The sequence below is a fragment of the Arenibacter sp. F26102 genome, assembly GCF_023015865.1.
Classification (GTDB): Bacteria; Bacteroidota; Bacteroidia; order Flavobacteriales; family Flavobacteriaceae; genus Arenibacter.
The window spans coordinates 429,391-452,640 of record NZ_JALKBC010000001.1 but is presented as its reverse complement, the minus strand read 5'-3'; the positions used below and the strand labels follow the sequence as shown (position 1 = coordinate 452,640).

General features: G+C 40.3%; 18 protein-coding genes. 15 read left to right on the top strand and 3 right to left on the bottom strand.

The features are described 5' to 3' along the window. Positions 1 to 161: 161 nt before the first annotated feature. The 4 genes from MWU78_RS01810 to MWU78_RS01795 all read left to right on the top strand — a co-directional run bounded on the left by MWU78_RS01810 (position 162) and on the right by MWU78_RS01795 (position 7,156). The gene (locus MWU78_RS01810) at positions 162 to 752 is read left to right on the top strand and encodes an RNA polymerase sigma-70 factor (protein ID WP_246994408.1); all 591 of its coding nucleotides are present in this window, start codon (positions 162 to 164) and stop codon (positions 750 to 752) included. 100 nt (positions 753 to 852) lie between these two features. After that, on the top strand, positions 853 to 2,073 hold the full coding sequence (locus MWU78_RS01805; RefSeq protein WP_246994407.1) for a FecR family protein: 1,221 nt from the start codon (positions 853 to 855) through the stop codon (positions 2,071 to 2,073). 147 nt (positions 2,074 to 2,220) lie between these two features. After that, positions 2,221 to 5,628, top strand: a complete 3,408-nt coding sequence (locus MWU78_RS01800) for a TonB-dependent receptor (protein WP_246994406.1) — start codon at positions 2,221 to 2,223, stop codon at positions 5,626 to 5,628. Between the two features lie 19 nt (positions 5,629 to 5,647). Beyond that, entirely contained in the window at positions 5,648 to 7,156 is a 1,509-nt protein-coding gene (locus MWU78_RS01795; RefSeq protein WP_246994405.1) for a RagB/SusD family nutrient uptake outer membrane protein, read from the top strand. 581 nt (positions 7,157 to 7,737) lie between these two features. On the opposite strand, the gene MWU78_RS01790 is transcribed toward MWU78_RS01795, so the two are convergent. Beyond that, positions 7,738 to 8,592 carry an AraC family transcriptional regulator gene (locus tag MWU78_RS01790; protein WP_246994403.1) on the bottom strand — a complete coding sequence of 285 codons (855 nt, stop codon included), beginning with the start codon at positions 8,590 to 8,592 and terminating at the stop codon, positions 7,738 to 7,740. 93 nt (positions 8,593 to 8,685) lie between these two features. Between MWU78_RS01790 and MWU78_RS01785 the strand changes: the two genes are divergently transcribed. The 6 genes from MWU78_RS01785 (at position 8,686) to MWU78_RS01760 (ending at position 16,504) form a co-directional block, all read left to right on the top strand. Continuing rightward, positions 8,686 to 9,414 (top strand): phytanoyl-CoA dioxygenase family protein, encoded by a 729-nt coding sequence (locus MWU78_RS01785; RefSeq protein WP_246994401.1) that lies wholly within the window; start codon positions 8,686 to 8,688, stop codon positions 9,412 to 9,414. Between the two features lie 13 nt (positions 9,415 to 9,427). Then, on the top strand, positions 9,428 to 10,264 hold the full coding sequence (locus MWU78_RS01780) for a sugar phosphate isomerase/epimerase (protein ID WP_246994399.1): 837 nt from the start codon (positions 9,428 to 9,430) through the stop codon (positions 10,262 to 10,264). A gap of 329 nt (positions 10,265 to 10,593) precedes the next feature. Next, entirely contained in the window at positions 10,594 to 11,244 is a 651-nt protein-coding gene (locus tag MWU78_RS01775) for a hypothetical protein (RefSeq protein ID WP_246994398.1), read from the top strand. Positions 11,245 to 11,458: 214 nt separating this feature from the next. After that, entirely contained in the window at positions 11,459 to 13,756 is a 2,298-nt protein-coding gene (locus MWU78_RS01770) for a glycoside hydrolase family 95-like protein (RefSeq protein ID WP_246994397.1), read from the top strand. A 400-nt stretch (positions 13,757 to 14,156) separates the two neighbouring features. Then, positions 14,157 to 15,140 (top strand): metallophosphoesterase, encoded by a 984-nt coding sequence (locus tag MWU78_RS01765; RefSeq protein ID WP_246994396.1) that lies wholly within the window; start codon positions 14,157 to 14,159, stop codon positions 15,138 to 15,140. Positions 15,141 to 15,271: 131 nt separating this feature from the next. After that, positions 15,272 to 16,504: a Gfo/Idh/MocA family oxidoreductase gene (locus MWU78_RS01760; RefSeq protein ID WP_246994395.1), complete on the top strand. Its 1,233-nt coding sequence runs from the start codon at positions 15,272 to 15,274 to the stop codon at positions 16,502 to 16,504. A 74-nt stretch (positions 16,505 to 16,578) separates the two neighbouring features. Here the strand turns inward: MWU78_RS01760 and MWU78_RS01755 are convergent, their stop codons facing one another. Both MWU78_RS01755 and rimK read right to left on the bottom strand, forming a co-directional pair. Next, a complete protein-coding gene (locus MWU78_RS01755; RefSeq protein WP_246994394.1) occupies positions 16,579 to 17,544 on the bottom strand; it encodes a succinylglutamate desuccinylase/aspartoacylase family protein in 966 nt (321 codons plus the stop codon). Then, complete coding sequence (gene rimK / locus MWU78_RS01750) at positions 17,534 to 18,409, bottom strand: 30S ribosomal protein S6--L-glutamate ligase (protein ID WP_187582005.1); 876 nt, start codon at positions 18,407 to 18,409, stop codon at positions 17,534 to 17,536. Before rimK ends, MWU78_RS01755 begins: the two co-directional genes overlap by 11 nt. Before the next feature lie 755 nt (positions 18,410 to 19,164). Here rimK and MWU78_RS01745 point away from each other — a divergent pair. The 5 genes from MWU78_RS01745 (at position 19,165) to MWU78_RS01725 (ending at position 23,146) form a co-directional block, all read left to right on the top strand. Further along, positions 19,165 to 20,079, top strand: a complete 915-nt coding sequence (locus tag MWU78_RS01745) for an alpha/beta hydrolase (RefSeq protein WP_246994392.1) — start codon at positions 19,165 to 19,167, stop codon at positions 20,077 to 20,079. Between the two features lie 147 nt (positions 20,080 to 20,226). Further along, positions 20,227 to 20,661, top strand: coding sequence for a thioredoxin family protein (locus tag MWU78_RS01740; RefSeq protein ID WP_246994390.1), 435 nt, complete (start codon positions 20,227 to 20,229; stop codon positions 20,659 to 20,661). Further along, positions 20,658 to 21,647, top strand: a complete 990-nt coding sequence (locus MWU78_RS01735) for an FAD:protein FMN transferase (RefSeq protein WP_246994388.1) — start codon at positions 20,658 to 20,660, stop codon at positions 21,645 to 21,647. Before MWU78_RS01740 ends, MWU78_RS01735 begins: the two co-directional genes overlap by 4 nt. A 4-nt stretch (positions 21,648 to 21,651) precedes the next feature. Continuing rightward, positions 21,652 to 21,861: a DUF4266 domain-containing protein gene (locus MWU78_RS01730; protein ID WP_246994386.1), complete on the top strand. Its 210-nt coding sequence runs from the start codon at positions 21,652 to 21,654 to the stop codon at positions 21,859 to 21,861. 7 nt (positions 21,862 to 21,868) lie between these two features. Next, positions 21,869 to 23,146: a DUF3570 domain-containing protein gene (locus tag MWU78_RS01725; RefSeq protein ID WP_246994384.1), complete on the top strand. Its 1,278-nt coding sequence runs from the start codon at positions 21,869 to 21,871 to the stop codon at positions 23,144 to 23,146. The last annotated feature ends 104 nt before the right edge of the window (positions 23,147 to 23,250 follow it).

The following is a 23,250-nucleotide window of genomic DNA, read 5'->3' as shown; positions in this document are numbered from 1 at the left end:
TAAAAATTGGCAAAAAAAGTATTGCTAAATGTGTAATTTTTAGTTGAAATGAAAGAAAATACCACTTAATTTCGGACGTTATCTTTTAGAGGTTATATATTTCTCGAAAAAAAATACCTTAAATTTTTTAAATAAATTCTAATCTTTTAATTGCTTTCGAAATGTCAGGACAACCCTTAGACCAATTGTTAGCTTCCTTAATAAAAGGAAATAGGTCGGCATTCAAAACTGTTTTTGAATTGTATGAAAAAAGGTTGTACTATTTCATACACTCGATCACGAAGTCGGATTACGCCACCGAAGAGATACTACAGGAAGTATTTATTAAGATTTGGACAAAAAAGGAGACCATTGTTCTTGAGCATTCTTTTGATGCCTTCATTTTTACAATTGCAAAAAATGCAACTTATAATTATTTAAGAAGTATTGCCAATCAGGAATCCCTAAAGAAGGAATACTGGAAAAACATTAGCTTCTTAAATGAGGAAACAGAAAACACCATTCTACTAGGTGAATATGAGGACATCGTAAATGATATCCTTCAACAAATTCCCACTCAAAAGCGAAGTATTTTCGTATTGTCCAAACAACAAGGCAAAAGCAATGAGGAAATAGCCAATCTTTTGGGAATAACGCAAAAAACGGTGAAAAACCACCTTTGGAAAACCCTACAAATCATAAAGACAGAGTTGAAACCTTATATGGCAGATAGCATATATTTTTTTCTAATAAGTCTACTTCTTTTTACATAAATTATCTATTTCGTAAAAAATTCAATCCAAATTTGGGACTTTATCATTTTTGGGGTGTATTACTTATACAGCCCATAATACTACTATTAAAATACCGTAGATGCAGAACGCAAACAAATTGGATGAGCTCCTCCAGAAATTGGTGGACAATACCATTTCTAAAAAGGAATTGGATTGTCTAACTGAGCTGATTGATAGTTCTGATATGGATATAATTCAGCATGAAATTTGGGCCAAACACTGGGATAAAGCAAAAAAAGGAAACCTGCCTATTAAGAATAGAAAAGATCAGGACTCCAAAATTCTATTACAGAAAATACTTAACAAGATAGAAGACATTGAAAATAAAAAAAAAGTTAGATCATTTTTTCCCCACTCAAGTATTGGATTTTGGTCCGGTATTGCAGCAACCCTATTATTACTGGCAGGCATATACTTTTTCAACCAAAAAAACACCGAATTGCCAACAACACCAATAGCAATTCAGCACAATCTAAATTCTGACGCAATTACATTGCATTTGGACAACGGTACCATTGAAACAATCTCAGAAAATGGGAAGCGAAAGATTACCACTAAAAGCGGAAATTTGATTGCTTCACAACAGGGTAATTCATTACAATACTCAGGTGTTGAAACCCAAAACGAACTGGTATACAATACGCTTCATATACCCTATGGAAGACAATTTGACCTTGTGCTGTCCGATGGAACCAAAGTAAAGATGAATTCTGGAAGCTCCATTAGATACCCCGTGAATTTTCTGGCCGGGGAGGAAAGGAAAGTGTTTTTAAAAGGAGAGGCCTATTTCGACGTAGCCAAAGACAAGGCACACCCTTTTATCGTAAATGCGGACGAAATGAACATAAAGGTATTGGGTACCCAATTTAACCTAAGTTTCTATCCCGAAGATGAGGACATCAGCACCGTCTTGGTTGAAGGTGCCGTAGTACTTTACAAAGAAGGTGCTGATCTAAAAACAAATTCTGCCTCCCAGCTAGTCCCTGGACAAAGTGCAGAATGGAACAAAATTAGCAATACAATGACCATAAAGGAAGTGGATACCGATATTTATACCGCATGGATAGATGGGTATCTTGTGTTTAAGGCTTCCCCCTTTTATAATATTAGGACAAAATTGGAAAGGCACTTCAATATTACTATCGAAGATAAAAGTGGACGATTGGAAAATCAAATTTACACGGCCACATTTAGAGATGAAACCATTATAGAAATCCTGGAAGCTTTTAAGGAAGATACCCCCTTTGAATTTATACAGGAGGGTTCCAAAATTATAATACTCGATACCAATACTAATTAAAAAAAGGATGCCAATGAAAATGAACTAAAAACATGTGCACTAGAAAAATCACTTTTACAAAAAAACCGGAAAATGTTGGCGCATTCCCCGGCATAAGAAAGTGATATAAACAAATGAAATGTTTAATCACCAAACCTTTACAAAAGTATGAAAAAATTAAAATTAGTCCGGCCTTTCCATGCGGATTGGCTAAGCAAACATCATTTAAAGATGAAACTAACAACTCTATTACTGATAGTTTCTCTGTTTAAAATTCAGGCCAACACATATGGACAGAACACAAAAATTACATTAAACCTAAAGAACGTTAGCGTTCAACAGGTTTTTAATGAAATTGAATCCCTTTCGGATTTTAGGTTTCTGTACAACCATGAAAAGGTGAATTTAACGAGAACTGTTTCCGTTAACGTGGATAAAGAGCCTATATCAAATATTTTGGAAGATCTATTTGAAGCAACGGATATTTATTTCAGCGTCAAGAACAAGCAGATTATTTTAAAAACGGGCAAAACAAATAAATCCATTGCCCCCCTAAATAATGCTGTTGAACAACAAACTGTAAGCGGAACCATTACCGATTCGGACGGAACCCCCTTACCTGGGGCGAACATTGTGGAAAAAGGAACCACTAATGGGGTTACAGCCGATTTTGACGGTAATTTTTCACTTGACGTAGCCAATCAGAATGCAACCCTAGTCGTTTCCTACATTGGATTTGCATCCAAAGAAATTCCTTTGAATGGACAAACTACTATTTCGGTGAGTTTGGAAGAAAGTGCTGCTGGATTGGATGAGGTAGTATTGATCGGGTATGGTACACAGAAGAAAAGTGACCTCACCGGAGCAGTGGGCTCCATTAAGTCCGAAGAATTGGCAGAAAGACCGGCTGCCTCATTAAACCAAGCAATGGCTGGTAAGGTGGCAGGTGTAAACATAACTTCCGGCTCTGGACGACCAGGGGGTAGAACAGTAGTAAGAATCCGTGGTAATACCTCAGTTAGTATCGCCAATACGCCACTCTATGTAATAGACGGTGTAATCCTTAATGCGACCGGATTATCTAACGGTAGTACCCCAATAGATTATCTGAACCCTAATGATATAGCATCCATTGAAGTTTTAAAAGATGCTTCCGCTACGGCCATATATGGTGCCAGAGGTGCCAATGGTGTAATTCTTGTATCTACCAAAAAAGGAACTACTTCTGGTGAAACCCGACTTAATTATGACGTGGATTTCAGCATAGGAACCTTACCTAAAAAACTTGATCTTTTAAATTCTGAAGAGTTTCTTCGTGTTGAGGAAATCGCATATGCCAATGCTGAAAAATTTGACCCTGAAGGATGGGCCGGTGGAAGATATACCGACCCTAGATTAAAAAGAACCGACCCAAGACTTTTTGATGCCAGTGGCAACCCGCTTTATGATACCGATTGGCAAGATGAAGCTATTAGGGACGCTATTACCCAAAATCACCAACTTTCATTTACAGGTGGTAACCAAAAATCCAATTTTGGACTGTTTATGGGTTTTAGGGATGAAGAAGGACTTATTGTGGAATCATGGCTGAAGCGCTATTCAGGTAGATTTACTTTGGATACGGAGGTTAACGACTGGTTAAAAGTTGGAGGTAGCCTAAGCTACAACGACCAAGACGAAAAACAAGTAGATCAACTTGGAGGTGGTGGTATCACCACAATGCGTCAGGTATATGAGGCCCTACCTATTATACCGGTCCGTTATGAGGATGGCACTTGGGGATCTAACATACACTATCCTGGAATGGAGGGTGGTGGCAGCCCAGTGGCTGTTGCGAACGATCGAAGATATTACCTCAAGACCCAGACCGTTTTGGGTAGCTTTTATGGCAGTATTGAATTTAATAAAAACCTTGTATTACGAACTACCTTAGGAACCAATATCATCAATCAAAGAAACGATTATTACGGCGGTAAGGACCTAAGATATATAGCCTTGCCCGATGGTGCTGCAAGTGTCTCAAACTCACGTTATAATTCTTGGCAATTTGAAAACTATTTGACCTATAACAAAGATTTTGACAGCAATAACTCCCTAACGGCCATGGCAGGACTTTCCTGGCAACATGTTGATCAGTTTAGTGCAACAGCATCGACCCGAGGGTTTGCCGATGACTTTTATGGCTTTAACAACCTTGGTGCAGGGTCTAACCCACAGACGCCAAGTTCGAGCAAAATTGCTTACGGACTCAACTCTTATTTTGGGCGTGTCAACTACAACTACATGAACAAATATTTGTTGACGCTTACAGGTAGAGCTGACGGATCCTCTAAATTTGGACCGGAAAACCAGTTTGCCTTTTTCCCATCAGCTGCATTGGCCTGGAGGGCTTCCGAAGAGGATTTTCTCTCACAGAACGAAACCATTTCCAATCTTAAAATTAGAGCTAGTTATGGTGCAACAGGTAACTCAGAATTGCCAGCTTATCAAGGATTAGCCGGCTTGACCAATGGTTCGGTAATTTTTAATGGCGCCCGCTCCGCCTATACTGTCCCGGGTCGTATGGCCAATCCCGATTTAAAATGGGAAAAAACGGAACAAGTAGATGCCGGTGTTGAATTGGGTCTATTTAATAATCGTATCGGGTTGGAAATTGATGTGTACAGAAAGTTGACTTCCGATATGCTACTTAATGCTCCCGTTCCCTCTTCAAGTGGTTTTACCAATGTATTTAGAAACGTTGGAAGTTTGGAAAATAAGGGGGTTGAAATTAATTTAAATACTGTCAATTTTGATAATGAACTATTTGGATGGAGCAGTAACTTCAATATTTCAATCAATAAAAACGAAGTAACTGCACTTTCAGGAGGTGCCGATATTTTCTTGGGGTCTACCTTGATCCGTGTTGGCGAGCCTGTTGGTACTTTCTTCGGATATATTGATGAAGGTACATGGAACACCGATGAGGCAGCCCAGGCCGCCATCTATGATAGATTGCCCGGTGACATCAAATACCGTGACCTTAACAATGATGGGGCCATCAATAGCGATGACCGTGCCATCATTGGGAAAGGTATTGCCGATGGTTTTGGAACTTTTTCAAACACCTTCAGGTATAGCAATTTTGAGCTACTGGTAGACCTGCAATTTCAATATGGTAATAGTGTAATGTACCGTGACGAACACTCTGCCGAAGACCGTCAGACCATAGCTAATAGCTTCGCAACAGTTTTAAATGCGTGGACTCCGGACAATCAGGATACCGACATTGCACAGATAAGACCAATTGCTGCTGGATATGACACCAATAACGATTCAGGAAAATTAAAGGATGCTGCCTTTTTAAGAGGAAGAAACTTGATGCTTTCCTATGTTTTCAAACCTGAATTGGTGGAACGTTTACACTTGAATCGCCTAAGGGTATATACCTCGGTGCAAAACTTTTTTGTGGCAACGAAATATCCAGGGTACGACCCTGAAAGTTCGAATGGTGGTGGAGCTTTCGATCAAGGATTCTCTCTTTACGATTATCCGAGACCTCGAACCTTTATGCTAGGATTAAATGTTGGACTATAACCCTATAAAAGATAAAAAAATGAAAATCTATAGAAACTTTATAAGAGCTATAGCCGTCGTAACCGCAATATCAAGCATAACGGCATGTAGTAATTTTTTGGATGAAGAAGATGAATCCAACTTCACAACCGACACCTACTTTACCACGGCCGCACATGCCCAGAGTGCCGTTAATGGGGCATATGAACCGTTGATTTCAATTACCAACAGTGGTTTTGGTGGAGGTACATGGATGATGCTCGAATTTGCCACAGGTTTGGCCAACACCTCATTGGGACAGGCGACAAACATTTACTTGGTAAAGGATTTAATTAATAATTCGGACAATGGATATGGAAACAGTTACTGGACGGGATATTATTTAGGCATCTCTAGGGCCAACCTGGCAATTGAAAAAATCCCGGACATAAATATGGACGAAGATCTTAAGCAAAAGTATTTGGCAGAAGCCAAATTCTTTAGAGCCTACTATTATTTTGGTTTGGTAAGAATGTTCGGAAACATTCCTATCATTACCAATTCGGTAGATTTGGGATCGGAGCAATTGTACCCTGAACAATCTTCGCCAGAAGCGGTCTATGACCTAATCGTCAACGATCTTAAAGAAGCCGAAAGCGCTGGCCTAGACTGGAGAGATACGTCTGGTAGAGTATCTTTGGGCGCCATTAAGACCTTATTGGCAGATGTATATTTGACCATGGCAGGCTATCCGCTTCAAAAAACAGAGAATTACGCGCTTGCCGCCGCCAAGGCTAAAGAGGTAGTGGATTCGGACGAGTTTGGCCTTTTTGATACCTATGACGAGTTGCATGACCCTGCCACCAAAAATTCAGGGGAATACATCTTTATGACCCAATTCGCGGCAGGTATTCAAGATGGAAACTGGCAGCCAGGAATTTTACCATATAACTTGGGAATTTCGGCCTATTCGGCACAAACCGGTGGTATCTTTTCAACGAACTCCTTTGTGGACTCCTACGAGGCGGGCGATAAACGGGCGGAAGAAAAGCAATTCTATTTTAACAGTTATACTTTAGATGCCGATCGCAACACCAGTGTCAATCTCGGAGCCCCTTATATCTTTAAACATTTTGATATTGAAGCGCAAGAAGGAAGCGCACAATCCGATTTGAATTGGTGCCTATATCGCTATGCAGATGTATTGCTTATGTATGCGGAAGCGGCTAACGAAGCTGAAGGTGGACCTTCAACTGAGGCATATGATGCCGTAAATCTGATTAGAGATCGTGCCGAACTTGTGGGCTTGACAGGTCTTTCACAAGATGCTTTTAGAGAAGCGGTACGAATAGAGCGCATTCATGAGTTGAGTTTTGAAAACAAGACATGGTACGACATGGTAAGATGGAGAAAAGCGTATAACACTGAAACCAATGTATTGGAAGATTTTGTTGGCCATAACTTCTCTTACCTACCAAATAAGGCGCTTACAGCAAGGGAACTTTTGTTTCCAATACCAACATCTGAAATGCAGAACAATCCTAACCTAGTACAAAATACAGGTTACTAAGTAATACCGCCTCTAGGAATACCTAAAACAGGTATACCACATAGGCGAAATAGCATTGTAATAATTATTATGCATTTCTTGAAAGCCTAAAAGGCTTCCAGTAATAATGCAAGTAAACAAGACACGGGCAGGAAATTTCTACCCGTGTCTTTGTTTTTAATGCCATAGGTGTTGTTTATTGATCCGGTCTCATAATATGAAACATACAACCACGACGCCGCAAGTAAAGCAAGAGTACTTTCATCCTAGTACCGATTGGGAGTCAAAAAAGTTAATCTTTGCTTTTTTTAGTTATTACTTAAAATATATACCTCATCTCCGTCAATAAATCCAAAAATGCACAAAAAGTATCAGTGTTTGTCAGTTAATTGGTAGCGGAATGGAGGCTAACCACTTATATTGCATAAGATTTCAGTGATGAATCGATAAAATATTAGAGTTTTAATAATTTTCAGGTTCACTTCAAGTTCCTCTAAATGAACCTGATAAAGATTGAGTTGAGTTAGTTTTGAAAAATCCGGACACCTTAAAGGTTCCGGATTTTTTTTAGATAGAGTGAAGGTTAAATTAATGTTCCATTATTATTCCCTGTGCATCCTTCTATAGGATTTAGGTGTAGCACCAGTAAACTTCTTAAATGTGGTGGCAAAATACTGGGAGGAAGCAAAACCCAAGCCAAATGCCACTTCAGTAACTGTTTCAGTGGTCCGCAGATCTATTTTAGCCTGTTCAACTTTTAGTCGGTTTACGTATTCCTTTGGAGGCATCCCGGCTTCCTTCTTAAACCAGGCCTTAAAGTACCCCGTGGACATCCCCACTACATTGGCCATTTCATCCACATATATAATCCTGAATAGATGTTTCTGAATATACTTATCCAAAGTATTCAATTTTATGGATGGTGGACTTTGTTGGGATTTCTTGGACAGGATTACGGTTTCCAACAATAATTGGGTTATCAATTGACCTACCATTATTCTCGACAACATGGAATCTACTTTACCCAAGTGATCCACTAATTTCTCCAAAATAAACTTTAGTTGAAATGAACCCTTAAATATATGTTGTGACTTATCCAGTAGTGCATTGAGCAAAAAATCCGATTGCTTTTTGGGCATGTTACAAAGTTTACCAACCGAACTATCCAAGAGTATCTGTAGCCAAAACAATTCCCCTTTATCCTCAGGAAATTCGCCCGTACTATGCCAGGTATCAGGAGGTACCACAAAAATATCGTTTCCGTTAAGCTCGTATAACTGCTCCCCAATCTTATAATATTGTTGCCCCTTCATACAAAAGCAAATTTCCAAAGCCCCTTGATGTCGGTGGATTTCAAGACCAGGTTTTACCGAATTGTATCGATAATGACCAAAGGACAAACCCCTTTTAATCCCAAATTCCTTAAGATTAAATACCCTTCTGTCCTGTGATGCCATATCCATAAAAAATGTATAAAAAAGTAATATAGTATAAAATTAGAAGACTTTATTATATTTAAATTACATATTTGGAGCCTACAAACTTGAATTATGGAAACAAACAAAACAAAATTCCTTAAAGACGGATATATTAAAATTGAAAGCCTACTTTCCCTTTCAGAAGTGGACGGCCTTAGGGCTATTTATGATGAAATATTAAAGGATAAAGTCAAAACCGCTCACCTGCGGAGCGACCTCGCAGGGGCAACGACCAATACAAACGAAAAAGTTGAACGTATTACCCAAATAATGCGACCCAGTAGTCTGGTTCCAGAATTGTTAAAATCCAGCGCTTACAAAAAAGCTGAACAGTGGGCCAAAGACCTTCTGGGAGAAGATATGGAACTAGATTTTGATATGATGATCAACAAGGCTCCAAAAACCAACACCCCAACCCCGTGGCATCAGGACGCCGCCTATTGGATCAACATGCCGGACCAAAGATCGGCTAGTTGTTGGATTGCTTTGGACAAGGTCTTTGAAGAAAATGGCTGTATGTGGTTTATTCCCAAAACAGAAGGCAAACCTATTCTTCCCCACAAAAACATGCCTAACGGCGGAGCATTATATTGCGAAACCGATACCTCACAAGCACAGAGTATTCCATTACCCCCAGGTGGATGTACCTTTCATGATGGACATACGCTTCATTTTAGTCAAGGCAACATCACGGACGTGCAACGCAGGGCCCTAATTTTAAATTTTAGACCCAAAAAAATGATAGATTATGAGAGGGAACAAGGGGTAGACCATACTGGGGAAAGAAAGCAGAGGAATTAAAATACTGTAAAATATGCTTCTTAAATTAATATATCCCCGCTGGGGAAGTTCAGATTTGGCTTGGCCAGTATTTTTAAGTAAAGTAAAGAAGGCAGGTTATCATGGTGTTGAAATAGACCTGCCATTAAATAGCATTAAAAAGAAAGAAATTTGTTCCATATTGGAGGATATGGAAATGGATTTTATTGCCCAACATTGGGAAACCAAGGAAGTAAATTTTAAAAAGCACCAAGAACTATATAAAAGTCACTTGTACAATCTAGTGGAAGCTAATCCCCTATTCGTGAATACGCATACTGGCATGGACTTTTTTACCCACTCTCAAAACGCCTCCTTGATTGAATTGGCCCATGAAATTGAATTGGAAACTGGGGTTATCATTACCCATGAAACCCATCGCTCCCGATTTTCATTTGCCGCCCACGCCTGTTTACCCTATTTGGAGGAATATCCCTTTCTTAAACTAACTTCCGACTTATCGCATTGGTGTTGCGTTGCTGAATCCATGTTGGAAAATCAACCTAAAGCAGTACAAAAAGCCATTGAACACACCTATCATATCCATGCTAGGGTAGGTTCGGCCCAGGGTCCACAAGTGATAGACCCCAGTGATAGTAATTACAAAACTGAGTTGGATCTTTTTACAGATTGGTGGGGTTTGATGATCAAAAAGGCATTGGAAAAGAAGCGTCCCTTTATCACCGTCACCCCTGAGTATGGTCCACACCCCTACTCAATTTACAAGGCAAATACTAAAATGCCACTAGGGAATAAGTGGGAAATAAATAATTTTATTAGGAATCATATTGAACAATCTATAAAACATATTCCCTCTATTATAAGTCCATAGCTTTTCCAAAAATTCCTTAGACATTTCCATAACCTTGACCAAAAAAGACTACCTCATACCTATTAAGCCAAAGGATACTCCCCTATTATTCAGTCACTAAGCCTTTAGAAATGGCAATTGGTCGATATATTTATAAAGTCATAACAAATAGTTGATATTTTTAATAATGTAAAGTGTGGATTTTTTACATTAAACAAATAGATGTGAATGAGAAGAACCTTTGGTCAGTAATAACCAACAAACTACAACAAGACCACTATCACTGGGATATACATATTTCTTGAAACCTAAGAACCTAATAAACACCAAAATTCCGGATATAAATCACAATGCAATTCCTAAAACTATATTTACCGCTACTTCTCTTTTTCTCCATCTCCACTTATTCACAACTTACTGGAAAAGGTGCCATAAGCCTTTCCGAATTGGATATTGAAAAACCTGAACAACCATGGTGGTCTGTCCAAAAAAACAAGGTCATTACCGTAGTCCCCAATCAAATTGTGGGAGAATCATTTAAAGATGGTATTCTTTTGATCATCAAATGGTTCACCATTGAAAATAGTGAATCAAAATCCATTGTTTTAAACAATTTTAAAAGTGAAAATCTGGCTTTGGTGGAGGCTGAAAGTGCCGTAGAAAAACTAAAATTCTGGGAAATGCCCTTTTTCAGTTATTACAAACAGCGAAAAGGCCTATATACCAACGCCATGTATTCCTTAATAGCGCCATGGACAACGGAAAATCCCTTATTTTTACATTTGACCACAACGGACGACTGCAAGGTGAAAGCGGCTATTCACCAATGTGCCAAAATGTCTTATGAAATGGTCATTCATAGTTTTGGAAGTGGCCTGTACATGAAAGACCTGTCCGATATCAATATAAATCTAAGGGCTTGGCGGATCATCCCCATTCCAAGAGTAGAGAACTCGGTGGGTATTCCCTTTTATCCAGCAGATGGATCAGTGAGGCGGTAAATATTATTAATCCTGAAACGGGAAAAAGGGTTGGTGTAATTCATGGCAGCTAGCCCTTTATTACAGGGACACTCAAATGAAGTCAGCATTAAGGAGAAGGAAAGAAAAAAATAAGCTATGAATTGGCTAGGGATTATTCCGTAGAATTAAAAGTGGAAATTCCCGCCAACGGTAGTACTTGGTTTGTTATTTATTGAACAATAAAACAATATACATGAAAGCTAAAACAATATGCCTATTGGCCATGGTTCTCTGTTTATGGAGTTGCAATTCTGAACCTAAAAAAGTAGAGCTTGACCGAATTCCCAAATACAAGCTTAAATTCGATCAATTGGCCACTACTTGGGATGAAGCCATTCCATTTGGAAATGGTACTGTTGGTGCCTTAATTTGGCAAAAAGACGGAAAACTGCGATTATCCTTGGACAGAGCTGATTTGTGGGATCTACGACCCATGGAAAATCTAAATTTTAAGGATTTCGGATTTGATTGGGTAAAAGAACAGTGGGAGAAGAATACTTACAACAAAGTGCAGGAACGCTATGACGTTCCTTATGACAATTTACCGGCACCGTCCAAAATTCCTGGAGGAGCCTTGGAATTTGACGTTAGTGGATTGGGTGAAGTGGAATCTGTAAAACTGAATTTGGATTCGGCAATTTGCGAGGTAAAATGGAAAAATGGAGCCCTGCTAAAAACCTTTGTGCATGCTTCAGAACCCATAGGCTGGTATTCCTTTGAAAATATATCGGGAGATTTAGACCCCTCCATAATTCCACCTGCCTATGTTTCAGTAAAGCAGGCCAGTGCAGATAATCCGGTAACAGGGCAAGACCTAAGAAGACTCAATTATGACGGCGGAAAGGTTACTCAAAAAGACCATTTTATCACCTATGACCAAAAGGGTTGGTCCAACTTTAAATTTCAAGTGCACACCCAGTGGAAACCTACACCTACAGGTTTGCAGGGCAGTTGGAGCATCAGCTCCCAAACCTCGGAGAAAGACCCTGAAGGAACTGCTGAACAGGTGGTAACAAAATCGCTTCAACAGGGAATTGAATCATCCATGGAAAGTCATATGGCCTGGTGGAATTCCTTTTGGAACCAGTCTACCATTAAGGTTCCCGATCCTGTTTTGCAAAACCAATGGTATATGGAAATGTACAAATTGGGGTCGGCAGCCAGACAAGGAGCGCCACCAATATCACTCCAAAGTGTATGGACCGCGGATAATGGAAAATTACCGCCTTGGAAAGGTGATTTTCATCATGATCTAAATACACAACTAAGTTATTGGCCTACCTATTCCGGAAATCACTTGGGTTTGGAACAAGGCTTTATCGATTGGCTTACAAAATACAAACCCACCTTTAAAAAGTATACCAAAGAATTCTATGGTACCAACGGACTTAACGTACCTGGTGTTACCACTCTAACGGGAGACCCTATGGGCGGTTGGATCCAATATTCTTTTGGACCTACTGTTGGGGCTTGGCTTGGACACCATTTTTATCTGCATTGGCGCTATTCCATGGATCGTAATTTTCTAAAGAATGAGGCGTATCCCTGGATCAAAGAGGTGGCAATTCATTTTAACGAATTATCGGTTTTGGATGAAGATGGAAAAAGAAAACTGCCGCTGAGTTCCAGCCCGGAAATCCATAATAATTCCCGTGAGGCATGGTTCGGCGATTTGACCAATTTTGACCTGGCATTGATTAAATGGACTTATTCCCATGCCGCAGAATTGGCCTTGGAGCTTGGGCTGAAAGAAGAAGCACAAAAATGGAATGCCAGCCTTAAAGAGTGGCCGGATTATGCTGTGGATGAAACGGGACTTATGTTTTCCCCTAGCTTGCCATTTAACGAATCGCACCGACACTTCTCCCATTTAATGGCGATACATCCCTTAGGGTTAATAGATGTTGCAAACGGTGCAAAGGACAAGGAAATTATAGAAAAGACCATTGCCAATTTAGACGCAACCGGCTCTAGCCAATGGGTAGGATATTCCTTTAGCTGGCTGGCCAACTTAAAGGCTAGGGCCCATGATGGGGAAGGTGCCGCAAAAGCCTTAAAAGACTTTGCCAGTTCCTTTGTACTGCCCAATAGCTTTCACGTTAATGGCGATCAATCAGGGTCGGGAAAATCCAATTTTACCTATAGACCGTTCACCCTGGAAGGTAACTTTGCCTATGCCGCGGGACTACAAGAAATGTTGATACAAAGTCACACCGGAACGGTACTACTATTTCCAGCCATCCCCGATGATTGGAAAAATGTTGGTTTTAGTAAATTACGGACAGAAGGCGCCTTCCTTTTTTCCGCACAAAAGGAAGCCGGGGTAGTGAAATGGGTAAAAATCGTTTCCGAAAAAGGAGGGGAAATTCGGCTTAAAAATCCCTTTCAGAAAAAAGAAATTTCTATCGGAGACAAAATAGCCCATACATGGGATGGCGACACACTGATCATACAAACCGTTTTAAGGCAAGAAATATGGCTTAAGCCTTAGTGAATAAATCCCTCTCCCTAAGTACGAAAAATAATTTGATGTTTTTCAATTATATCTGACAGAGAGATCAAAAACGGCCAGAAATATGAGAAGAGAATTTCGTCTTACAATACTTTTTTTTTGCTATCCTTATTTTGATGGCCAAGCTTTCCTTGGCACAGGAAATTAGCAAGTATAAGCCAGATTATAAAGTTTTGTTAAAAGAGGCCATGTCCAAATACGTTAGGCGGTAACCAATCTTAAAAAATTCCCCTTGAAACATTGATCAATCTGGTCCTTAACAAAATATTAACAATTGCATTTGCCATATTTCCACCATTGGGATATCAAATAATTATATCTTAATTTGGAATTAAATGAAAATACCAAAGCTGAACCTTTTATCCATTAAAATTTTACCATGAAGCATCTGAAATCACTATTTATTACCGTCTTTGTCCTTTTATTTGGGATTGGTGCATATGCCCAACAATCTGAAAATCCTTATAACCCTGAGCCAAAAATGGATCAATTAAGGGCCAGAAAAGGTAAGAAACCTAGACAAATGCACTTTTTGGTGTTTGGGGATTCCAAGGGATCGGAACATTTTCCTGGCGTTTTAAAAAGGGCAGATATGTTGCAGCCCGATTTCTGCATTACCACTGCCGATCTGGTAAACCGAGGGGCTGGTGATCAAGGCAAGATAGACTACAAAACCTTGGACGAGGATGGGGGTTGGTTTATGCGAAAATATCCTATGTGGCCTACCGTAGGAAACCATGAGGAATCTGGCGGGGAAGATGGTATAGAAAATTTCAGCAATTTCTTCGGGATGAAAAAAGCGATGTACAGTTTTAACTATGGCAACGCTAAGTTTATTGCATTGCCTTGGCCAAAAGTAAAGGACGATCCCAAAAAATTAAGATGGCTTAAAAGGGAGTTAAGGAAAGCAAAAGGAAAACACATTTTTGTCTACAAACACCGTCCGCATTATACCATGGGCAATAAATCCTATGACGATGTGGAAGGCGCCGAAACAGAGACCACCAAACTATTTGACAAATACAATGTCACTGCTGTTTTTAGCGGACACGACCATATTTATTACCGCACCAAAAGAAATGGTACCAATTACATTATTTCTGCCGGTGCTGGTGCCAGCATCTACTCGTTGAAAAGGGAAAAGGATGCTATTGAAGGAGATGTCTATTACGGTAAAAAAGTAGATGAGGAACAAGGTGAAGGCATTGCCCCTTATAAATTCCACGCTGCCGATGGTACGGAAACCGATATCCCAGAATCTATGTTTTATGTATTGTCCGTTAAGATTGACGGTGAAAAAGTATCTATTCAAATGATAGATGCAAAGACCGGAAAGGTTTGGGACGAGGCCGATATTAATTAATATTTGCCCAAAAGGGACCTTACGATAGGCCAGAAACACTATAATTATTGGAGACTTTCCATTATCCCTAAAGTAAAGGACGTAATTGGCAACTAATCTATTTTCACACGAAGTAAAAATAATATAAGGTTATGAAAGCAATAAAAAATGGAGTTACTGCCAATCCCAATAGAAGAAAGTTTTTAGGCACCGCATTGCTGGGCAGCAGCGCCATGGCCTTAGCCCCTCATTTTGCTTTCGCAAACATACCGGCCGTAGATAAAAAGGTTAGAATAGGTATTGTTGGAGGAAGGTTTGGTGCCGGCTTTTATTTTCATGAACACCCCAATTGCATCGTAGAAGCAGTAAGTGATCTTCGTGCAGATCGCCGCAACCATCTAATGGAGGTATACTCCTGTAAAAAAAGCTATGAATCCTTGGCAAAATTGCTACAGGACCCTAAAGTCGAAGCCGTTTTCATTGCCACTCCGGCCCCAGATCACGCTAAGCATGTTTTGGCAAGCCTAAACGCAGGGAAGCATGTTCTGTGCGCTGTACCGGCTGCATGGACCCTGGAGGAATGTTATGAATTAAAGGAAGCGGTAAAACGAACCGGACTTACGTACATGATGGCCGAAACCAGTGTTTACAGACAGGCTACCATCTCGGTTAAAAAGTTTTATAAGGAAGGAACTTTCGGGAAGGTTTTCAGTGCCGCAGCCGAATATAATCATCCAGGACTGGAGGAACTGTATTTTGAGGATGGCAAGGCCACTTGGAGACATGGGGTGCCACCTATGTTATATCCTACACATTGTACTTCGTTCCTGATTTCCGTAACAGGGGAACGGCTGACCCAGGTTAGCGCTATGGGTTGGGGGGATGATAGTCCATTATTGCAAAACAATCCATACAACAACCCTTTTTGGAACGAAACAGCCTTTTTCAAGACCAACAAAGGAACACCTTTTCGTGTTGAAGTGAACTGGAAAGGAGCCCTACGCGAAGTTGAAAGGGGAGAATGGCGAGGCGATAAAATGAGTTTTTATATGTCCGAGCATGGAGGAGGGGATTCCACCATGGTATGGGCATCAGATGATATTGGAAAGGATGACGCAGGTTTTAAAAACAAAAAAAGTAGGGTTGAAAAATATGATCAGCCGCTATGGTGGAAAACGGATATGCTCCCCGCAGCACTTAGACATGGTAGTGGACATGACGGTTCGCATTCGTTTATAACCCATGAGTTTATAGATGCTATTGTACACAACCGTGACCCAGAAATCAATATTCATGAAGCCCTAGCGTATACGGCACCAGGGATTGTTGCGCATGAATCTGCTCTACAAGGAGGAGAATCTATGAATATTCCTAGTTTTGACTAGTATAACCGTACCCCGCCGTTAAGTATTGGCACGAAATGCCAATAGTTCCGGATTCAGAACAAAGCCTTTTAGGTTTAATCCTGAGCTATATGAAAAATAGCATCGCCCTGGTTTACGATCGGCGATTGGTTGATACATATGATATATCCATCGCTCTGCGCATTTACTCTCCTTTCAAAGTTGCCAAACGGATCGGATATATTTCCTAAAAGATCTCCTTTTGATACTTTACTCCCTAAAGAAATAGAGGGGTGAAACATCCCAGAATATTTTGCCCTGATCCACTGGGATGACCCAATAGTCACAGGTTGTGCAGACTTTGGCTCCATTAGCTTTAACTCTCCGGTAAAATTCCTCATTCCCAAATGATCCATTACCCTAAGCGCACCTGCTATCCCCATCTTTGTAATCTGGTTATTTATATCCAAGGATTTTCCCCCTTCAAAAAGCAATACTTTCTTACCCATTTTGGCCAAAGCTTCCCGAAACGACTTCTCCCTAGTTTTTGCAAGTACAACAAATGGTGCGCCAAATACTTTTGCCAATTCCATACATTGTTCATCGCCTTTATTTATCCTGGTTTGCGGCGCATTAAATCGGCTTTCAGCTCCTGTGTGATAATCGATGCAATAATCCACTTTAGGTGCAATTTCTTTCATAAGATGATAGGCAAACCTACTGGCCAAGGAACCTCTGGGACTCCCTGGAAAGACTCTATTTAGATCTCGCCCATCGGGGAACTGCCTTGCCTGGTTTAGAAAACCGAATATATTGACCACAGGGATACATATGACCGTTCCACAATCCGGCCTGTTATATTTTTTGGAAATCAATTTGCGAATGATCTCAACTCCGTTAATCTCATTCCCATGGATGCCGCCTGTTATCAATAAAACAGGTCCTGGATTTTTTCCTCTTTGTACAATAATGGGAACCTCAATTTTTGTCCCGGTATGCAATTTTGCGATATCCAGATTTAACAACATCCCCTTTCCGGGCAAAACAGTTTCGCCCAATAATACATTTTTCCTATTCGGCATGTCTTTCCACATATTTTATCATAAGACCAGCAATATCTTTTCCCGTTGCGGCCTCAATACCTTCCAGACCGGGGGACGAATTTACTTCTAAAATCAATGGACCCCTAGCGGATTGAAGCATATCTACCCCGGCAACTCCCAGTCCCATGACCCTGGCCGCTTTTATGGCCGCATTTTCCTCTTCATCGGTCAGCTCTATGATATTGGCCGAACCACCCCTGTGCAAGTTGGACCTGAACTCTCCTTCCTTTCCCTGCCTTTTCATGGCCCCTACTACTACCCCATCTATAACAAAGGCACGAATATCGGCTCCTTTGGCTTCCTTAATAAATTCCTGTACAATTACCCTTGCTTTTAAGCCATTAAAAGCTTCCAATATGGATTCCGCAGAATTCCTATTGTCCGCCAGTACCACCCCAAGTCCTTGGGTACCCTCCAATAATTTAATGACCACCGGTGCTCCCCCGGCATTATCTATGATGGTTCCCACATCCCTGGAATAATTACTGAATACCGTCTTGGGAAGTCCCAAACCGGCACGCGATAAAATTTGTAGGCTTCGCAGTTTGTCCCTTGAACGGACCAGTGCCTGCGACTCAACGGCGGTAAAGACCTTCATCATTTCAAATTGTCTTACCACAGCCGTACCATAAAAGGTTATAGATGCCCCTATCCTAGGTATTACCCCAGAAACGCCTGTAATTTCTTGCCCTTGATAAATAAGCCCAGGCTTCTTCTTTTCTATGACCAGATCGCACTTGCCATGATCTACGACCAACATTTCATGGCCTTTTTTTTCGCCCGCCTCAACAAGACGACTGGTAGAATATAATTTGGGGTTTTGGGAGAGGATTACGATTTTCATATATGTATCTTGTCAGTATTATTTAAGTTCATAAAAAGGGAATGGATTTAGGTTTTCGAGTTCTAATATTTGCCTTAACAATTAATATACGGTAAATCCTTTGATTAGATCACTTCAAGGATATTATTTTGAACATAATCGATTAAATATAGTCTAATCTCCCACTTAGGTCTGGTAAACTTAAACAATCAGGCTAAATTATAGAGATAGTAAGATCTGCTGAATCTTTGATTTAGACACCCCTTGGTCATTCAAAATGGCGCAGGGGTCGCTTCGAAATGAGTTACCCTTTTGCAACTCCCGATAGCTCTCGGGAGGGAAGTCGCACATATTTGACTTTCCTGTAGGATTTGATACGCCTAAGCTTGTAGCGGAGCTACTTGTGTGATTTAGCTCATGATATTTCTATTTTACGGGTATTCGTGAACCTGCGGTTCTCGCTATCGCAAGCAATGACTGCAGGGGTCACTTCGACCGAGTCTCCTTTTTTAAAAACACCATTATCTTACTGGAGTCAGAACACCATATAAATATATTTCCCTCATTACCAGTTCTTTAAAATATTTATCATAAACACAATGCATTAATATACAATTTTCAATAATCCTGAAGCATCAAAATTTTAGACCCTGAAGCAGCAAAAGACCTATTATAAGTACCCATTTTTTGGAACAGTGTATGCCATGAAAACAAAAAACCCTCTTGTTCAACGATATTTTTTATCTTTAGCCTGATCAACCTATTTTAAAGATATAATGAAATCATTTATTTTCCTTTTTACCATCTTATTCTCCATGACCTCTTTCGCTCAAAACACTATACTCCCGCTTTGGCCCAACAACATTCCCAACTCCATTAAAACAGACGAAAAAGAGGAAGTCGTAAGTGCGGACATCGTGCGGATAGTTAAGGTACAGCTGCCACAGATAGAAGTATATCTGCCTGCAAAAAAAATAGCGACAGGACAGGCTGTATTAATTTTTCCTGGAGGTGGCTATGGCATATTGGCCTATGATTGGGAGGGAATGGACTTTGCCAAATTGCTAAACTCCAAAGGCATTGCAGGCATTGTAGTAAAATATCGTTTACCCAGTTTAAAATCACAAACAGAAATACACAAAGTACCCCTACAGGATGCACAACGCGCCATTAGGACGGTTCGTTCCAAAGCTGCTGAATGGAATATTGACCCTAACAACATTGGAATAATAGGCTTCTCGGCAGGTGGTCATTTGGCTTCTACTTTGGGCACCCACTATAATGAAGAAGTGAATGCCAAACAGGATGCTATTGACCAAATGAGTGCTCGCCCAGACTTCATGACCTTGGCCTATCCCGTGATTACTATGGGGGCGCCAAATACCCATGGTGGCTCCAGAAAAAACCTACTTGGCGAAAATCCTTCCCAAAAAATGGTAGATCATTTTTCGAACGAATTGCAGGTTACCGCCGATACCCCACCTACTTTTTTGGTGCACGCCACGGATGATACTGCTGTTCCTGTAGAAAACAGTCTCTTATTTTATACTGCACTCATAAAGCATAAGGTTGCGGCGGAAATGCATATCTATCCAACCGGAGGTCACGGATTTGCTTTGGGATTGCAGGACCCGCATTTGGCCACTTGGACAGATCAATGGATCGGTTGGCTACATAGTTTAAATAATTAATTCCAAAAAAAGCTGTGGCAGTACTTACGGCCAGAAACAGTACAAAAGTTTGTAAGGAAATATCTTATACCCGACAATATCCAAGTACAGATACTATATCTTGACATGCCCAAAAAACTCTACCTTTATCACTAAAATCATTTTGGAATGAAGAAGTGGACATTAATTATAGCTCTTTTATTCTTTGGTCTCAGTACTGCCCAAAAATGGGAAAGCGATTGGACAGCTGCTGCGGCCCTGGCAAAACAAAATCACCAAAATGTACTGTTGGTATTTTCAGGTTCCGATTGGTGCGCCCCGTGTATTAAACTGGATAAAAACATTTGGCAGACCTCTGAATTTCAGCAATACGCCCAGGACCACTGGACCATGCTAAAGGCCGATTTCCCAAGAAAAAAAGCCAATCAACTGCCAGATGACCAAAAAAACAGAAACGCCCAACTCGCAGAAAAGTATAACAAAAAAGGATATTTCCCTTTGGTCCTACTTTTAGATCCAAATGGCAATATTCTAGGCCAAACTGGATTCAAAAATATATCCGTGAAAGAATATATTGCACTTTTAAAATCGTTCGAAGGTTGAAAAACCCAATTTTAATCGTGATTGCCTTTTTGGTTCATTGTGTCATTTTTTCGCAAGAATCGGCACATAGACGGACCACAAAATTAATGGGCAGTAGGTTCAATATAACCGTGGTTGCCCAGGATGAAGCTACCGCTAACCAATACATAGATATCGCCATTGCAGAAATTACCCGAATCGAAAAGTTGATTTCATCATGGAATGCTTCCTCACAAACCTCTGAAATAAACAATAATGCCGGCTTATCGCCTGTTAAGGTGGATCAAGAATTAATAGACCTTATAGAACGGTGTATCACCATCTCCAAAATTACCGATGGTGCTTTCGATATTAGTTATGCCTCCATTGATAAGGTTTGGAAATACGATGGAAGCATGTCCGAGATGCCGTCCAAGGAAGCCATAGAAAATTCTGTTGCCAAAATAGGGTACCAAAACATTGAATTCGACAAGAAAGCACAAACCGTGTTTCTAAAATTTGAAGGTATGAAAATAGGTTTCGGGGCCATTGGAAAAGGATACGCGGCAGATAGAGTGAGGACCTTGTTAAAAACGAAAGGCGTAAAGTCCGGAATTATAAATGCCTCAGGGGATCTAACCACTTGGGGGAAACAGCCAGATGGCACGGACTGGATGGTGGGCATTACCAACCCGCTTAATAAAGACAACATATTCTCTTGGTTCCCGGTTAATAATGCAGCTGTCGCAACTTCCGGTAATTATGAAAAATACGTAACCTTTAATGACGTAAAATATAGCCATATTATTGACCCAAGAACAGGATACCCTTCCACTGGTATCCTAAGTGTTACTATATTTGCTCCTAGTGCCGAATTATGTGATGCCCTGGCGACCTCTGTTTTTATTACTGGAGTGGAAACGGGACTTAATATCATTAATCAAATAAAAGGGGTGGAATGCATTATTATCGACGACGAGAACAACATCAACACTTCAAAAAATATTGAACTCAACAAAACCCAATAGCCTTATGCGACAATTGATCATACTTATTATTGGCTTGTTATCACTATCCTCTTGCGTTGCCGTAAGGGAATATGATAAAGTGTACCTCAATGACGAAGAAATGAGCTTGTCTTCCAAAAGTTTGGAGCGCTTTGAAACTAATTTTCAGATATATCGGGAGGCTGCTGCCGGCGCCAATGGGGGCAAAACAGGTGGTGGATGTGGCTGTAATTAAATTGAAAATGAAGAGATTAGGATTTATATTGTTTTTTGGGTTGATTTCATGGACAGGATTTTCGCAAGGAAACAACCTGGAATACGTTAAGAAAGTCTTGGAAACTCCTGAAGTGGAGCTACTGTATAGCTATTATAGCCAAGATGGGGACAATGCTGCCGTAACCGGTGGGGAGGGAACAGAAAAATTGACGGATATGACCCCGACCATTATCGTAAGTATCCCCTTAGGGGAAGATAATGTTTTAACCTTGGACACCGGAATATCTGCTTATACCTCTGCCTCATCCAGCAATGTAAATCCATTTGATGGAAACCAAACAGCAAGTCCGTGGGTGGCATCTTCGGGGGCCTCCAAAAGTGATGCCCTAACCTATTTTCACCCAACTTTTACCCATAGTTCCAAGGACCGAAACAACATCCTTAGCGGAAACATTGCGGTGTCCGCAGAATACGATTACTTTTCATTGGGTTTCGGAGGTGGCTTTACCCATCTTATGAACGAAAAAAATACGGAATTGGGGATAAGTGGACAAGTATATTTGGACACCTATAAACCACAATACCCCATTGAACTGCGTGAAGGTTTTTTCGATAACCGAATTACCGGCACAGGTACCTACTCTCCATTATTTAATGAGTTTAACGACTTAAATAGAAACTCCTATTCCCTTTCCCTTAATTTTTCCCAGATTATCACCAAACGCTTCCAAGCGTCGCTGTCACTGGATTTTGTTCTTCAGGATGGATTACTTTCTACTCCACACCAGAGGGTCTATTTAAAGGATAGAAACGATTTTTATATAGAGGAATTTCAGTTGGCGGATAATGTTGAATTATTGCCCACTTCCAGATTTAAATTACCAGTTGGAGGAAGGCTTTCCTATTACCTCAACGATCAAATGGGCCTACGCGCCTACTTTAGATATTATTATGACGATTGGGGGGTTACCGCTTATACCGGAAGTTTGGAAATTCCCATTAAAATATCGGAGAAGTTTACCGTGTTTCCCATGTACCGCTATTATACCCAAACAGCCTCTGATTATTTTTACCCCAAGGAAACGGCTTTATCATCCTATGAATACTATACTTCGGATTATGACCTATCGGCCTTTAACAGCAACCAGTACGGTTTAGGCATTACCTACAAGGATATTTTCACCCAATCCAAAGTATGGAAATTCGGCTTAAAGAGCATTAGTTTTAGGTTTAACCAATACGAAAGAACAACCGGTTTAAGTGCCAGTATTTTTGAATTGGGTGCCAAGTTTATTATGGATTAGTTTTTACAGGTATTAAGGATTACAATTTTGAATATTCGTAATTATCCTATTACTCTGTCTCCTCGAGCCTGCCTTGTCGGCAGACAGGCGCAGTCGAGGGATTT